The 14770-nt window shown below is 65.8% G+C and carries 14 protein-coding genes and 1 pseudogene; 5 read left to right on the top strand and 10 right to left on the bottom strand.

The annotated features are described in order from the left end of the window. Positions 1–47: 47 nt before the first annotated feature. On the bottom strand, positions 48–1712 hold the full coding sequence (locus H8F24_RS18825) for a GGDEF domain-containing protein (RefSeq protein ID WP_197170499.1): 1665 nt from the start codon (positions 1710–1712) through the stop codon (positions 48–50). Positions 1713–1977: 265 nt separating this feature from the next. Between H8F24_RS18825 and H8F24_RS18820 the strand changes: the two genes are divergently transcribed. After that, positions 1978–3525: an IS1182 family transposase gene (locus H8F24_RS18820; protein ID WP_197169597.1), complete on the top strand. Its 1548-nt coding sequence runs from the start codon at positions 1978–1980 to the stop codon at positions 3523–3525. Between the two features lie 142 nt (positions 3526–3667). Here the strand turns inward: H8F24_RS18820 and H8F24_RS18815 are convergent, their stop codons facing one another. The 3 genes from H8F24_RS18815 to H8F24_RS18805 form a co-directional block, all read right to left on the bottom strand. Then, positions 3668–4759 carry an IS630 family transposase gene (locus H8F24_RS18815; protein WP_197169690.1) on the bottom strand — a complete coding sequence of 364 codons (1092 nt, stop codon included), beginning with the start codon at positions 4757–4759 and terminating at the stop codon, positions 3668–3670. A gap of 162 nt (positions 4760–4921) precedes the next feature. Beyond that, positions 4922–5428, bottom strand: a complete 507-nt coding sequence (locus H8F24_RS18810; protein ID WP_197156559.1) for a hypothetical protein — start codon at positions 5426–5428, stop codon at positions 4922–4924. A gap of 38 nt (positions 5429–5466) precedes the next feature. Then, positions 5467–6054: a hypothetical protein gene (locus H8F24_RS18805; RefSeq protein WP_231597977.1), complete on the bottom strand. Its 588-nt coding sequence runs from the start codon at positions 6052–6054 to the stop codon at positions 5467–5469. 641 nt (positions 6055–6695) lie between these two features. On the opposite strand from H8F24_RS18805, the gene H8F24_RS18800 reads away from it, so the two are divergent. Then, positions 6696–6863 carry a hypothetical protein gene (locus tag H8F24_RS18800; RefSeq protein WP_197156558.1) on the top strand — a complete coding sequence of 56 codons (168 nt, stop codon included), beginning with the start codon at positions 6696–6698 and terminating at the stop codon, positions 6861–6863. A 16-nt stretch (positions 6864–6879) separates the two neighbouring features. Here the strand turns inward: H8F24_RS18800 and H8F24_RS18795 are convergent, their stop codons facing one another. Continuing rightward, the gene (locus tag H8F24_RS18795) at positions 6880–7176 is read right to left on the bottom strand and encodes a DUF6737 family protein (RefSeq protein ID WP_370594653.1); all 297 of its coding nucleotides are present in this window, start codon (positions 7174–7176) and stop codon (positions 6880–6882) included. Between the two features lie 69 nt (positions 7177–7245). Here H8F24_RS18795 and H8F24_RS18790 point away from each other — a divergent pair, with 69 nt between their 5' ends. Beyond that, complete coding sequence (locus H8F24_RS18790) at positions 7246–7974, top strand: DUF3598 family protein (protein WP_197156557.1); 729 nt, start codon at positions 7246–7248, stop codon at positions 7972–7974. A gap of 33 nt (positions 7975–8007) precedes the next feature. Here H8F24_RS18790 and H8F24_RS18785 read toward each other — a convergent pair whose 3' ends face one another. The 3 genes from H8F24_RS18785 to H8F24_RS18775 all read right to left on the bottom strand — a co-directional run bounded on the left by H8F24_RS18785 (position 8008) and on the right by H8F24_RS18775 (position 10959). Continuing rightward, positions 8008–8400 (bottom strand): MAPEG family protein, encoded by a 393-nt coding sequence (locus H8F24_RS18785; protein WP_197156556.1) that lies wholly within the window; start codon positions 8398–8400, stop codon positions 8008–8010. Between the two features lie 109 nt (positions 8401–8509). Further along, entirely contained in the window at positions 8510–10015 is a 1506-nt protein-coding gene (locus H8F24_RS18780; protein ID WP_197170497.1) for a 1-acyl-sn-glycerol-3-phosphate acyltransferase, read from the bottom strand. Beyond that, positions 10012–10959, bottom strand: coding sequence for an alpha/beta hydrolase (locus H8F24_RS18775; protein ID WP_197170496.1), 948 nt, complete (start codon positions 10957–10959; stop codon positions 10012–10014). The genes H8F24_RS18780 and H8F24_RS18775 overlap by 4 nt, the downstream gene beginning before the upstream one ends. Before the next feature lie 133 nt (positions 10960–11092). Between H8F24_RS18775 and H8F24_RS18770 the strand changes: the two genes are divergently transcribed. Together H8F24_RS18770 and H8F24_RS19825 are read left to right on the top strand one after the other, a co-directional pair. Further along, entirely contained in the window at positions 11093–11335 is a 243-nt protein-coding gene (locus tag H8F24_RS18770) for a hypothetical protein (RefSeq protein ID WP_197170495.1), read from the top strand. Positions 11336–11530: 195 nt separating this feature from the next. Further along, positions 11531–12861, top strand: a pseudogene (locus H8F24_RS19825) (cytochrome P450). On the opposite strand, the gene stpA reads toward H8F24_RS19825, so the two are convergent. Continuing rightward, positions 12800–14053, bottom strand: coding sequence for a glucosylglycerol 3-phosphatase (gene stpA, locus H8F24_RS18760; RefSeq protein WP_231597974.1), 1254 nt, complete (start codon positions 14051–14053; stop codon positions 12800–12802). The pseudogene H8F24_RS19825 and the gene stpA overlap by 62 nt on opposite strands. A 162-nt stretch (positions 14054–14215) precedes the next feature. Next, entirely contained in the window at positions 14216–14401 is a 186-nt protein-coding gene (locus H8F24_RS18755) for a hypothetical protein (protein ID WP_197156544.1), read from the bottom strand. Between the last annotated feature and the right edge of the window lie 369 nt (positions 14402–14770).

Raw genomic sequence — 14770 nt, 5'->3', positions numbered from 1 at the left:
GGGGTGCCGCGTGCCCCATTTTGGCGGCGCGGCAGGGCATCGGCCAGTCAACCCACCGTGACCTGGTTGCGACCGTTCTCCTTGGAGGCATAGAGGGCCGCATCGGCGCGAGCCATCAGGGCCTCGGCATCATCCTGGGCGGGACTGTAGGTGCTGAGGCCCAGACTGATGGTCACCTGCACTGCCGTGCCATCGAGGATGGTGACGGCTTCCGCGACACCGAGGCGTTGCAGTTCGGCGTAGTTGCGACCGGTTTCGCTGGAGCAATTCGGTAGCAGGATCGTGAATTCCTCACCACCGCTGCGACAGAAGCAATCGGTGGCCCGCAGGCGGCTGCGGATCGTATCGGCGACGTTCAGGAGCACGGCGTCGCCCATGGCATGGCCGTAGGTGTCATTAACGCGTTTGAAATAATCGATATCAAAGCAGAGATAGCTCAGCTCGCTTTCTTGACGATTAGCGCGAGCGATCTCATCTTCCAGTCGTCGAACAAGTTCTCGACGGTTATAGCATCCGGTCAGTGGATCAGTAGTGCTGAGATGATGCAGCTCCTGACGTGATTTCTCGAGCTTGGCATTCATATCTTCCAGCTCCAGGCTGAGCCGGTTGACGCGCAGGAGCCGACTGTTGATCAGTTTCACCATGGCATTGAGCTCCAGGATGACGGAGGTTGCCAGACTGGGTACCGCGTAGAGGCTGGCTTTGCCACTGCCCTGCCTGGCCTGGTGGCGGAAGATCGGGGCCAGCACCTTCACGAACTGTTGATCGAGGCTGCGGCCCAGCCAGTGGCTCAGCAGCGCCCCGATCAGGATCACCCAGGCCATCAGTCCCACGGTCTGAGTGGTTTGACGATGCAGCGCCTGGATCGTTTCGGCGGCGGAGTAGGCCACGGTGGTCTGGGTGGAGGTTTGGCCTGTGAGGTGACGATCAATCGTGGTGTCGTAGATCCAGTAGCCCTGTTCGAGCCTTCGCTTCCAGGGTTGACGATCACGAGGGATCTTCAAGGTCAGACTCTGTACTGAAAGGATCGGCTGATCAATGGGTTCGTAGTCGCGGGTCAGGGTCTCGAACAGCTTGGTATCTGTGCTGTGGATTTCACCATTTCCCTGGTGGATGCGTACCTCCATGCGCTCCGTTCCATTAGGCAACGCCCGTTTCATGACAGCAAATTCAGCGTCTGTCATCGTGATCGCCGCATTGGCGACCAGCCTGAGCATGTGCTGCTCTCTCTGTTGCAGGGATAGCTGAAGATTGCGGGACAGAAGTGAGCTGACCGCGAAGGTGGGGATGGCGATGGCCAGCAAGACGATGCTGATGCTCAATCCCCGAATGGAGATTCCCTTGACGACAATTTTCCCTGGAAAGCGATATTTTATCATCAGGTAGAGCGTGAAGCCGATCGTGGTATTCACAACACTGTTCACGCTTTGCACCAGCGCCTGTGTCAGCCCGTCGACGCTGCCCAGGTTTGGCAGCAGTGCGGTGAACAGCAGAATGATCGGAGTGCCGGCTACAAGCCAGAAGCCGACATCCGCCAGGATGATGCGGCCGTTATCGGCATTGCGGCGGCCTTCGTTGAGGCGATCCAGAAACAGCTTCAGCCATACCGCTTCCAGCAAGACAACAGCAAGGCACCAGGGACCCCGTTGCCAGGTTTCCGCCAGCGCCTCAACGGCACCCACCAGAACGCCCCACCAACCGAACCGCAGCACGGCGAAGACGGTGGCGATCGATCCCAGTTGCCAGCGGGCTCCAAAGAACGGCTGAAGTGGAAGCAGACTTCCCGCCGCTGCCCCAACGGCCAGTGCCGCGACGGCCCAGTGTTCACCGAACCATTGCCTTGGGTTGGAGCCGGCAGCCCAACGCATCGGTTCTAGGAGCCTGTCGCGCATAGATCAGCACCCAGTCTCTCCACAGCCGCCCATCAATCTGCCCAGATCCCAGTGACTGCAATGGATCTGGGCGATACACTCGGGCATGCAGAAGCGCAAGACCTTTCGCCCCTGGCAGCCGCAGCAGGCCACCCTGCTGCCGCCGTCACCGCGTGAGTGGCTCTCAGAAGACCACCAGGTGTATTTCCTGCTGGACCTGGTGGATGAGCTGGATCTCTCCGCGATCCTCGTACCCGCTCAGGCCAAGGACCCCCGCGGAGAGAAGGGATTCGATCCACGCATGATGACGATGCTGCTGCTTTACGCCTACTGCGTGGGCATCGTCTCCTCCAGGAAGATCGAGCGGGCCTGCTACGAGGATCTGGCATTCCGCGTGCTGACCGGCAACCAGCAGCCGGACCACAGCCGAATCAGCGAGTTCCGCCGGCGCAACCTTGATGCCCTCAAGGGCCTGTTTATTCAGATCCTGCGCCTGTGCCAGAAGGCGGGGATGGTGAGCCTGGGCCATGTGGCCCTCGATGGCACCAAGGTGCAGGCCAATGCCTCCAAGCACAAGGCGATGAGCCACGAGCGGATGCTCAGGGCGGAGAAGGAGCTCCAGAAGGAAATCAACGCCTTGATCCGCAAGGCCGAGATCCTGGATGCCCAGGAAGACCGGCGCTACGGCAAAGGAAACCTGGGCAGTGAACTTCCCGATGAGCTGCGCCACAAGCAGGGCCGCCTCGCAAAAATCCGTCAGGCCCGCAAGGAGATGGAGGCGGAAACCGCTGCAGCTGCAGCGCGGCAGCGGCAGGAGGAAGCCGAGAAGGCCAGAGCCAAAGCGACCGCAGCCGAGGAATCGGATGGATCGGCCCCTGAGCAGGCCGAGCTGAACAGGAAAGCGGAAGCCGCAGCGGCAAAGGCAGCAGCGGCGGGGGACAAAGCCATCGAGGCCGCCGAGAGCGCTGGCCTCGAGCCACCAGATCTGGAGCCACTCGCCTCTGACGCGATGCCCAGGCGTGGTCTGGCGAGAAAGGCTGACGGCACACCGACGGCCAAGACCCAACGGAATTTCACAGATTCCGACAGCCACCTCATGCAGTCCGGCGGCACCTACCTGCAGGGCTACAACTGCCAGCTGGCGGTCGACAGTGACCACCAGGTGATCGTGGCGGTGGGCGTCAGCAACCAGCCACCGGACGTGGAGCACCTGGAGCCCATGCTGGAGCGGATCGCCGCCAGCGCCGGTGAACTGCCGGACGTGATGACGATGGATGCGGGCTACTGGAGCGACGACAACGCAGGTCACTGTGAGGACCTTGGCATTGACGCCTACATCGCCACCGGCCGTCTGCCGCATGGGAAGCCGCCACCGCCACAGCGAGGACCGCTGCCCAGAGATGCCGACGCCAGAACCCGCATGGCCCGCAAGATCAGAAGCAAGAAGGGATCCAGGATCTACGCCCAGCGCAAAGCGATCGTGGAGCCGGTGAACGGCCAGATCAAGGAAGGCCGGGGCCTGCGGCGGTTTCTCTTGCGGGGCCTGGAGAAGGTCGATGGTGAATGGCATCTGATCGCTGCCACCCACAACCTGCTCAAGTTGTTCCGGTACAGGCGATCACAGCAGCAGCTCTGGGCAGCAGCGACGGGATGAGGGGTAGAGACCCTGGCAATGCCGCCAGGGCTGAGTCAACCTCGCCCCAATGAACCAGCTCAGCGGGAGAGGTAGACCTCAGAGCTCACCTCACCGGGATTCGTCGTGACCAGGGGCTCGCTGCTCTATTGGCAACAAACTCCTAGTGTGCCGTCCCGGAGATCTGCGAGCAAAGTCGCTGGAGCTTCTCCAGGATTGAATCCGCTGTGGCCGTCCAGTTGAACGGCGCCTTGGTCTTGTTGTAGGCCGCCACGAATTGCTCGATCTTGGAGATCAACTCCTTGACGCTGGAGAAGCTGCCGCGTCGGATCGCCCGCTGGGTGATGATCCCAAACCAACGCTCCACCTGGTTGATCCAGGAGGCGTAGGTCGGTGTGTAGTGCACGTGGAAGCGGGGCCGCTGCGCCAGCCAGGCCCTCACCTTGGCGTGCTTGTGGGTGCAGTAGTTGTCGACGATCAAGTGGACATCAAGCTCCTCGGGGACCGACTTCTCGATCTGGCGCAGGAACCCCAGGAACTCCTGATGCCTATGGCGGGGCTTGCATTGGGTGATCACCTCGCCTGTTGCCACATCCAGAGCAGCGAACAGCGTGGTGGTGCCGTGGCGGATGTAGTCGTGGGTGACGCCCTCCACGTAACCCAGGCCCATGGGCAACAGCGGCTGGGTGCGGTCCAGTGCCTGGATCTGCGTCTTCTCGTCGACGCAGAGCACCATCGCCTTATCCGGAGGGTTCAGGTACAGGCCGACGATGTCGCGGACCTTCTCCACAAAGAACGGGTCGGTGGAGAGCTTGAACGACTTCTGCCGGTGGGGCTGGACCGAGAAAGTCTGCAGCCAGCGGTGAACGGTGGTTTTGGAGATGCCGGTGGCAGCCGCGAGGGAGCGCGCAGACCACTGGGTGCTGCCATCGGTGGGCTTGGTCTGCAGTGCCCGGTTGATCACCTCCGCCACCGTGTCGTCCTCGTAGGTGCGAGGCCTACCCGGCCGCAGCTCGTCATGCAGGCCCTCCAGGCCCAGCTCCCGGTACCGCTTGCGCCACTTGCCAACGGTCATCCCCGTCAGCCCCATCCGTTTGGCGATGGCGGTGTTGGTCTCGCCGGCACCGCAGGCCAGCACGATCTGAGCGCGCTGCACGATCGAATGCGGCAACGACCGGGAATTTGCAAGGGCCCGCAACTGCTGAACCTCGTCCTCGCTGAGGACCAGCGGAGGCATCGGACGACCAAGCGCCACAAGGCACCTCGGGTGACACTCTCGATTCTAGCTGTTATTTCCGGGACGGCATACTAGTCGTCAGGGTTGATCAGTCTTGCGCCCGATCGGCCTGGTCGATTGTTCAGGACAGCGTGGCTGGTGGAGTCCCCGAGTTGGTTGTCCGAGTGGATGGTCGTGATATCAGCGGTAGGGCGCCAGGCCAAACCCCTCGCGTTCGCTGAGCCCGGCCCCTGGTGATGGCACCCTTGCCGGAGGCGTCGCATAGGGCCTGACGGCGATGCCGTTGCCGCGGCCCCGGACACCAGAGGGGATGCTGCCTCGGCGCAGCTGAGCCAGCAACGGATCACAGCCTCCGGCACTTCTGATCACCTGCTCGACTTGTCGGGGGGAGATCCCTGACTCCCATCCCCTTGGCCAGCCCCGTCGCTGGGCCTGGTGGTTGACCAGAGTCCGGGCCTGGACGCGGTCGAGTTGGCCATCTGAGTACAGGCACTGCACGACGGCCAGGCTGGCCAGCTGGTCGGACGGTCGGCGAGGAACGGTCGTCGGAAATTGCGGCCGATTGCCGTTGTCGTTGAGTCCGGGAATACCGAATCCACCACCAAAACCACCACCAAATCCGCCTGGAGCAAGGCTGGAGAACTGACTCAGGGCTGCCATGGCCAGGGAGAGAAGCAGGTCGTTCATGGTCGAATCCGGGCTTGATGAGTCAATGAAGAGAGGCGTCAACCGCAATAGCGTTCGAACAGTTGGATCACCTGCGATGGGGGCAGCTGGGCCGTGTATCGGGCCTCCAGCTCTCCAGCCCGTTGGCGGGCTGGATAGAGCCGCAGGGAAGCCAGATCCTGTGGTGATCGTTTGGCCAGGGCCTCGGCCATGGAGCGGTGGTAATTCGGATCGGTGATGGCACCGCCGCGGCAGGCCTGCATCCGATGGGTGGCCTCATGGGCCAGGGTGTTCCAGACCTCCCTGGGGTTGCTGTGCACTCTGCAGATCACGATCGTGTCGCTGCCGTGGCTGTAGAGGCCCTGCAGCCCCCGCTGGGTGCAGTCGCGTTGCACCACCTGAACCCCGGAACGCTTCAACAGCAGCCGCAGGCGATCGATCGCTTCCCAGTTGGTCGCCCCTGCTGCCGTGGGGACAAGGGCCAGGCCGATGGTCGCCAGCCCCAGAAAGGCAAGCCCCAGGATGTCGCTCAGGCTCCGTTCAAGACGAATCGGGGCCTCAGGGGGCCTGGGCTCCTGGGGGGTATGGGTATGGGGCACGGCCAGTGGCTGGCCATCAGCCCGTGGGACGTGATGGGGGAGATTCATGGCGGCAGGTGAGCCACGTCTTCACTGTCCGTCCGAACGGGCCCGTCAGGTGTGACTTGCCGTGGCCAAGGTGTGACCGGATGTGATCACAGACTCGGTTGGGGGGCTTCCTTCATCGTTCTGGGTGACGACAACCATGCGCGAAGAGCGGCGGTGAACCCAAATCTCCGGGGATTCCGCTGGCACCTGCCCCCATGGTGAACGGTTGCCAGGTGCGCTCACCGGACGTGGCAACACCGAGTCGGCGAGCGATCGGGTCGGCGCTCCTCTGGGGCAGGTCGCTGTTGCGGTTCGTGAGTATCCAGTGATTCCGGGGCGTTGGTGAGCACCCGTGGCGGGCATGTCCAGCGGCCAGGTGCCGAATCCCCGGGAGACAAGCTGCGACTGGTCCGAGCTTGAGCCGCAGGGTTGGATTGGACATCGCCCGGGACATGGAAGAGCCCCACGTTGAACTCCGCAACTGGCTCATGAAGTTCCGACAAGCACCCTGGCGGCAGGTGATGGTTGCGCGCAGGCGCGGACTGTGCGGCCGGGGTCGATCGCCTGGTCAGAAGCACCTGCAGGCGAAGTGGAAAAGCAGGGCCCGGCGCAGCTTCCGCAAAACAACGTTACAATTCTCACAATCTTTGGATTGAGCAGTCGTGGGTGAGCTGGTCGATGTGGGTGGAGGACTCCAGGGTGGCTTCGGGATCGTGTCTGGGATGGTCAGCCTTTTCGCCCTCGGCCTCTACGCCCTTCTCCAGGGTGATCGGGAGAACAACGATGACGACGACAATCACGGCGGTGGCTTGATGCAACCAGTGGCCTGATACCTCCTGGAGTCTTTCAGGCCTGCTCAGGGGTTTCTGGCTTTTCAGGGTCCAGCTGTGCCCGATAAGCCGCTGGAACCAGCACCAGGAACAGCAGCCACCACAGCAGCACCCCCGAGGCCACAAAGCCGCTCAGCCACCAGCGGTGCAGCAGCCACCAGCTCGCCGCCACCGCCACCACTCCCGTCAGCAGAATCGACCAGGGCTGGCACCACCAGGGCTTGGTGGACCAGATGCCCGGGCAGGCTGTCGCCTGGGCCGATGGAATCTGCGGCAAGCCTGAGCGCGCATTGGACACGGTGGGTTCGGACACAACCGTCCTGGAGGCGCACAACCCTCCCATGGTCCCTTCACGGCAGCCCTTCGGCTCCACTCCATGCCCATGACCACCAACGCGCCGCCTCTGACCGTTCGCCCCGACCCGGGACTTGCATTGCCGCGTGGCAGTCAGCGGCGCACCACCCTGCTCCAGCACAACGCCGGCCTCTGGCAGGGCACCTTCATCCGACTCGACGGCCAGGGCCACGAGCTCGACCGCTTTGCCAGCCATCTGGAGGTGCAGGAACTGATCACCGGAACCGAGGATCAGGACATCCCTGAGATCGAGGCGGCCCTCACGAATGGCAGCACCGGTGCGGTCCGCACGATGCGCTTCCGCGAGCCGCCCTCGGAGATGCAGATCGCTGCCGATGGCCACTGGAGCCTGGGCCCGAGCCGGATCGGCCCCTGGACCTGGGTGAGTGAACTGTGTGTGGTGCTGGGCGAGCGTCGCCGCAGGGTTGTGATCGAGCTCGCCGCCGAGGGCCTCTCCAGCCTGGTCTACGTGAACGAAGGGCGCCCGGGCCGCCAGGATCCGGTTCCACCAGCTCCACTTCGTCTGCCGCCTCCCACCACCGTGTGGCAGGCCAACGGTGTTTCGCTGCTCCGCTGGCAGCCGGAAGCGGATGTGCTGATCGATATCCCGCTGCAACGTCAGCCGGATCAGCCCCAGCTGGTGGCCCTGCAGTGGCAGCCGGCCTGGGCCAGCCATGGCGCTCGCATCGAGCGGCGTCACGATCGTTATGGCCTGCTTGAGTCGATCAATTGCAGGGCTCCAGAACCGCAACCTTGATCCCGTGGCGATCGCGGTGGTTCAACCGGGCCTTCAACCCAGCTTGGCCACCACGCCCACGAAGGCCATCACCAGCAGGGCCACGCTGACCAGAAAGGCGATGCCGAAGCCGGGGCCACGCTTGTCCGGCGCCTGCATGTAGCCCACCGCATAGGCGATCCGCGCGCCGATCCACACGAAGCCAAGGGCGCAGGCCACGCCGGCCTGGTTGAGGGTCACCGCCATCCAGAAGGTGGGCAGGAAGAACACCAGCTGCTCCAGGGTGTTCTGCTGGACCCGCAGGGCGCGCTCGAATTGTTCGGGTCCTGTGGTGGCGGGGGGCTTGACCTGATGCTGGACCCGCGCCCGGCCCACCAGCAGGGCCGTGGCCTGGTACAGCACCAGGGCCAGGATCGTGACCAGAGCAGGCAGGGGCGGCAGGCTCATCGGAATGGGGCGGCAGGGGCCTGGGGCAAAGCGGATCGTCTCATGGCCAGCCGGATCCAGCCACTACCACCACCCATCCTTAGGGATTGAACGATGGGTCTTGAATGATTCAGATCCATGCCTGCTCGAAGGCTGCCTGGATGCGGGCGGTGATGGCCTGGGTCTGCTGCCGAGGTCGTCCGGCCGTGTCTGGCCCATCCGGTGCGATGGCCTGAGCCGGCTGAGGGCCCTCCGGCCGCAGCTGGATCGGTTCGGCCACCTTGAGCCGCACCTGCCGAGGCCCGAGCCCAGGCCGGCGCGGCAGCCGCGCCCCCTGCAGCCGCTCCAGAGCGTCGTGGAGCAAGAGGGATGTTTCGGCGAAGCGCTCGAAGCTGGGGCGGCGTGCCACGTAATCGCCGGACACCGCCACCAGGCCCTCCGCCAGTCGCATGTGCACCAGGGCCATGGCCGCATCACGGGCGAGCCAATCGGCCAGGGCGCGATCCAGGGGGGGCAGAGAGCAGCGGGGCGGCAGGTCTTCGCGAAACTGGCGCCGCCAGCCCTCTTCCTCCAGCCGGCGGCACCGTTCTTCGGGGGTGCCGCCGCCGCTGAGACCGAGGCGGTTCTCCGCCACCGTCAGGGCCCGATCGAGCAGTGCCTGGATCCGCTCACCCCGGCCGGGCGCATCCGACCCCCTCCTCTGGGCGGCAGTCTGCCGGGGGGCAGGTGCTGGGGACCCCAGCTTGAGTTGCGGGGCAAGACGTTCGTAAAACCGCTCCAGCTGCTCGATCAGCACATCCCCGATCGCCAGCAACCGCGGGTAGAGCCGCAACGCCGTTTCTGTGATGGCCCCGTTGTCTTGGATGGCCGCGCCCTCCGGCGCTTCAGCCTCTGGCATCGTGCCGACCCGATCGCTTGTCAGACCCACCAGCCCTTCCAGCCGCTCCAGCAGCTTCTCCAGTGCTCCCCAGTTCTGGCGGCGGTAGCGGTACTGCAGGCTGATCGGCACGATCCACACGGCTTCGCTGCGGCCGGCACGGTCCAGGTCCTGCACACACCACAACCCCAGCTGGGCCACACCGTTCTCCAGGGGGCCCAGCTGCTCGCCGTGGCCGTTGGTGGCCCCCTCCGGAGCCACCGCAAAGGGACAGGCTCCCTCCAGCACCAGGCGCCGACTGGTGCGCAGGGCCGTCCAGTCGGGGCGCCGGCCGCGCCGCAGCGACACTCCCCCCAGGCGGGAGAGCACCCAGGCGAGGCCGCGTCCGCCCCAGAGCGGCATGCCGCGGTCGTAGAGGAACTGGGCATGCAACGGCAGATGCAGGCGCACCCCGTGTCGGCGGGCCAGGGCCGGCACCCCGCGGGAGAACAGCCACAGGGCGGCGAGGGGATCATCCACTTCCCCATGGCGGAACGCCAGGATCAAGCGCAGGTTTCCGGCCTGAAAGCGCTGGAAGGCCTCCACCAGATGCTCCCCCTCCACCAGCTCCAGCCCTTCGATCCGCGCCGGCAGCCATACGAACCAGCGGAAGCGCAACAGCAGCGGCAGCAGGCCATGCAGCAGTCGCACCATCGCCATGCTCAGGCGGGGCGGGATCGGTTCCAGGCCCTGGCCGTTCCGTCCGTGCATGGGGGTCACGGCGATCCGGCCGGCACCGCCATCAGGGCCTCGATCCAGCTCCGCAGGTCAGCCAGCACCTCCTGGCGGTCCAGATCGTCAAAGAGTTCGTGGAAGCTGGCTGGGTAGAACCGCCAGGTGCTGGTCGCTTCCGGCAGCCCGGCGAAGAACCGTTCCGCTGCCGCCGGCGGGGTGACGCCATCGGCGCCGCTCTGCAGCAGGAGCAGCGGCAGGGTGATCCGGGGCGCCTCCGTCTGCAATCGCCCAGCCACCGCCAGAAATTCGGTGGCCAGCCGCGCTGAGCAGAGGGTGTGCCGGTAGGGGTCGCGGCGGTAGGCCTCGAGGCGGATCGGATCGCGGCAGGCCAGCTTGAGGGGGAAGCCCGTGGACAGGGTGAAGGAGGGCCAGATCCGTGAGAGGAGGCGGGCGCACAGCAGGCGCCAGGAAGCTGCTCCTGTTTCTCCGACGGCAGGATTCGAGACCACCGCCCCGATGAGCCGGGTGCTGGCCTCATCCGAATCCAGCACCGCATCCAGCACGAGGGTCCCTCCGAGGCTGTGACCCAGCAGCAGACAGGCCAGGTCCGGGCGGGCTGCGGTCACCTCGCTGGCGAGGAACTGATCCAGACAGTCGCGGTAATCGCTCCAGGACCGCACCAGCCCCCTGGGACCGTCCGAACGGCCATGGCCCGGCAGATCAAAGGCGAACACCTCCAGACCCCAGCCCACCAGCTCCTCGGCCAGGTCTGTGAACAGACCGCTGTGACCTCCGATGCCGTGCACCAGCACCATCGCCGCCCGGGGCGGCTCCGCACCGCTCCAGCGCTGCCGGTAGAGCCGCAGACCCGCCGGTGCCAGGCTGGTGGTGGCGGTCCACCAGCCTTCCTGCCGACACACCGCGCCGCTCCACTCAGCGGGCGGGCCTGAGATGGGGTGCCCGGACGCGGGGCGGGATGGCTGGGGCATCCGTCTGGCGGGAGAAGGGGGCGTCCCCAGGGTGCAGCCGATGGGCTGACGCTGCATGGGTACGAGGTGCTACGAAAATCATCGCCAGCGGTGACAGCCGCCAACAATGCGGGGGTCGTCCGCCCCTCAGGCCATGCCCGTCGGAGCACCCGGGCAACCCCAGCCGCTGGACAGCGTGGGCAGCGGGGGACGGGATGGGGATCCTGCTCCCGGCCTGGATCTGGTGGCGCTGCTCAGCCTGGTGGGCTGCCTGGCGGCGGCGCTGCTGATGGCCCACGGCATCGTTCGGGTCCATCAGGCGGGTCTGGTTCTGCTGGGCGATCCCGAGGCCCGCGCTCAGCAGGTCAGCCGGCTTCCCTCCAGCGGGCGCGACTGAACGCAGGCCAGCCCGCCGCCCTCAAGGCTGGAGTGCATCCATCGCCACCACGCTCCGTGGCGTCCCGTCATTTCCCCTTCGACCACCTTGCCCCAGACCAAGACTGAGACCCAGGCCCAGGGTCAGCCTCAGACCAAGTCGAAGACTCGGACCCTGCCCAGCTCCGCGCTGCCGGCCGGCCCGCGTTCCCCCTGGGTGGTGCAGACGTTCGGCTGGATCCGCTCACCCTTCCGTTTCATGCGGCGAGCCGCCAGCCGTTACGGCGATGCCTTCACGGCACGGCTGGGAGGGGGCGGAAGGCCGCTGGTGATGCTCAGCGCGCCGGAGGATCTGCGCACGCTGCTCAATCAGGATGACGGCGATCCGTTCGATGCCCCCGGGGACCTCAACGCCCTGTTCGAACCCTTCCTCGGCACCGAGTCGGTGATCGGCATCAGCGGCGACCGACATCGCCGCATGCGCAGATTGCTGATGCCTCCCTTCCACGGGGAGCGGATGCGTTCCTATGGGCAGACGATCGCGCAGATCAGCGATGCGGTGATCGATGGCTGGCCTGTCGGATCGACCTTCTCCGCCCAGAAGGCGATGCAGTTGATCTCCATGCGCGTGATCCTCTCCACCGTCTTTGGGCTGGCGGAGGGGGAGCGCTACCGGGAGCTGGAGCGGCTGCTGGTCGCCCTGCTGGATCAGATGAGCAGTCCGGCGAGTGTGAGCCTCCTCTACTTCCCGCTGCTGCGGCTTGATCTGGGGCCGCTCAGCCCCTGGGGCGGCTTTGTGCGCCGGCGTGCCGCGATCGATGCCCTGATCGATGACGAGATCGAGCGGCGCCGCCGGCAACCCGAGACGTCCGAGGTTTCGAGCGACATCCTGTCGCTCCTGCTGGCGGCCCGCGATGAGCAGGGTCAGCCGATGACGGACCAGGAGCTGCGGGATGAGCTGATGACCCTGTTGGTGGCTGGCCACGAAACCACCGCCACGGCCCTCACCTGGGCGCTCTACTGGCTGCATCGCAGGCCGGAGCTGCGTCTGCGCCTGCAGCAGGAGCTGGCTGGAGTTGATGCTGCCGCCGACCCCACGGCCGTGTTGTCTCTTCCCTATCTGGCGGCGGTCTGCAACGAGACCCTGCGCATCTACCCGGTGGGCATGCTCACGTTTCCGCGGGTTGTGCGCCGTCCCGTCACCCTGGCAGGCCAGCGCCTGGAACCGGACACGCTCGTGATCGGCTCGAACTATCTGGCTCACCGTCGCCCGGCCGTCTATCCCGATCCCGAGACCTTCAGGCCCGAGCGCTTCCTCGAGACCAGCTACAGCCCTACGAGTTCCTTCCGTTCGGTGGCGGCAGCCGGCGCTGCATCGGCATGGCGTTCGCCCAGTACGAGATGAAGGTGGTGCTCAGCCGCATTCTCAGCCGCGCCAGCCTTGAACTGGACGCCACCCATGCCGCCCACCCGGTGCGGCGGGGCCTCACGTCGGGGGCGTCGCCGGTGCGTCTGCGTCGGACGGGATCGCCCCACTCCCAGGGTTGAGGGCCGCGGCCAGCCCGGCGAACCAGGCGGTGTACTGGCGATGGCCGCCGGCGAAGAGGTACTGGAGTCGCAGCGGATCGGCGGGATCGCTGATCCCCTCCACCGCTTCCCAGGGGGGCTCAGCCCCAGGGGTGCCCTCCTGCAGGCCATCCCCCAGACCGGGCCGGCGCACCTCGCCGCGGCTGCTGTCGACGAAGAGCACCAGGTTGTCGGTGCTGAACTGGCGGCCGAGATCCTGAACCAGCCGCAGGAAGCCCCGGTCACTGCCGCCCCGCAGCCGTTCGTTTGAACCGGGCTTGATCGGCTGGGAGGTCACCGTGTCGCCGACGCCCACCAGCTGCGGCAGCGTGGCCGGATCGAAGCGCTCCTGCGCCAGCCGCAGCAGATCTTCATGGCGGCGTGGTGCCGTGCGCACGGTGAAATCGGCCCCGAGGGGATGGCGACCGGTGCTGCGGTGCACGTGCTGATTGAGCAGCACCAGCACGCCCGCCTCCTTGACGGCACCGCTCAGCATGAACTGGAAATCAGTGGTGCCGGCATCGCCCGCCTGGCCGGGCCTGAGCAGCTCGCGGTCGCCGCTTCTGCCGAGGTTGGGGGCGAGGTGCACAAAGAACGACCCCTCCAGCCCGGCTGCCACCGCCTGATCGAGCAGCCCCTCCATCAGGCCGGCCATGGCCTGTTGCAGCCGGCCCCACAGCTCCGGTTCTGCCCCGAAATAGGGGAAGAGGGTATTGATGTTCAGGGTGGGGGAGACCTGGTTGTCGAGCACGGCGGTCTGCACCAGTGCCTCCAGTTCGTCGCCCCGCAGACCGAAGGACGGCCCTGCCAGCACGGTGGTCAGGTCCTCGCGCAGCCGGATCGGCACATGTTCGAGAAAGCTGAGTTCGGCATCGCTCACGCCGGGATGCTCGATCCGGCCGTGGCAATCCTGGATCTGCACACCACCGCCGGCCAGACCCGGCAGGTAGAGGCCCTCGCGGCGCACCGCCTCGGCATCGCCCACGGCCGCTTCGACGATGGGATTCATGCCGCGGCGGCCGCCGTGCTCGCCGTTGGTCAGCACGGCGAAGCTCCCCTGCATCGCCTTGCAGGCCCGCAGGTAGGCCGGATCAACCCGGCGCTGCAGGGGATCACGCACCAGGGGCATGCAGACCCCATCGAGATCCTGGATCAGCAACAGCGGCCGTGACAATCGGGACCGGACTGCTCCGGCCCCTGTGGAGCCAATCCTTCTCCCCTGGCTCAGCCCCTCCAGCAGACGGTCATGGTCACCACTGAAATGGGCGCTGCTGAGCTGGGAGATCGCCAAGGGCCATGGGTGAAATGTCTTGGGGCATCATCAGACTGCCCCTGCTCAGATCCATCGCCTGCCATGCAGCTGCGCCATGGCTGATTCCGCAGCCCGGAGCTCGCGCTCGGTCTCGATCCAGCTCTCATTGCCGATCGGCAGGAGTTCCACCTGCTCGGCCAGCTGAGCATGCAGCACCTCCAGCCGTTCCCGCAGGGCGGTCAGCCTGGAACGGGTGCGCAGGGTGGACATCTGCAGCTTGGATGCGCTCGCAGGGGCCACAGGACATGCAACCGACATGCTCGGTTGGAGGGAGGGCGGCGGGATGTCCATGGGGACCTGTTGCGGAGAACAAGTGACGCGGTCCGGCTGAAGGCCCGACTGGCCCGGCTTCACCGATCCAGCAGGCTGCGGACTGTGACACGTCCAAGGTTGTCCCATCCAACCCAGGTCTGGCCTGGGCTCTTAATATTTAGTTTCGATTTGGCGGGGTCTGCGGGGGTGGGAAGGTGGCACGAGATTCGTGGCCTCGCGTCAGCCTCAGGCACCGGCCTTCTGGAGAGAGCGGCATGACCCCAAACCGTCTCCCCCCTCAAGGACGTCACCGCCATAGACGGTCCC

The organism is Synechococcus sp. CBW1002 (genome assembly GCF_015840915.1).
In the GTDB taxonomy this organism is placed as follows: Bacteria; Cyanobacteriota; Cyanobacteriia; order PCC-6307; family Cyanobiaceae; genus CBW1002.
The sequence above is the reverse complement of the archived record's forward strand: the minus strand, read 5'-3'. Positions and strand labels throughout refer to the sequence as shown.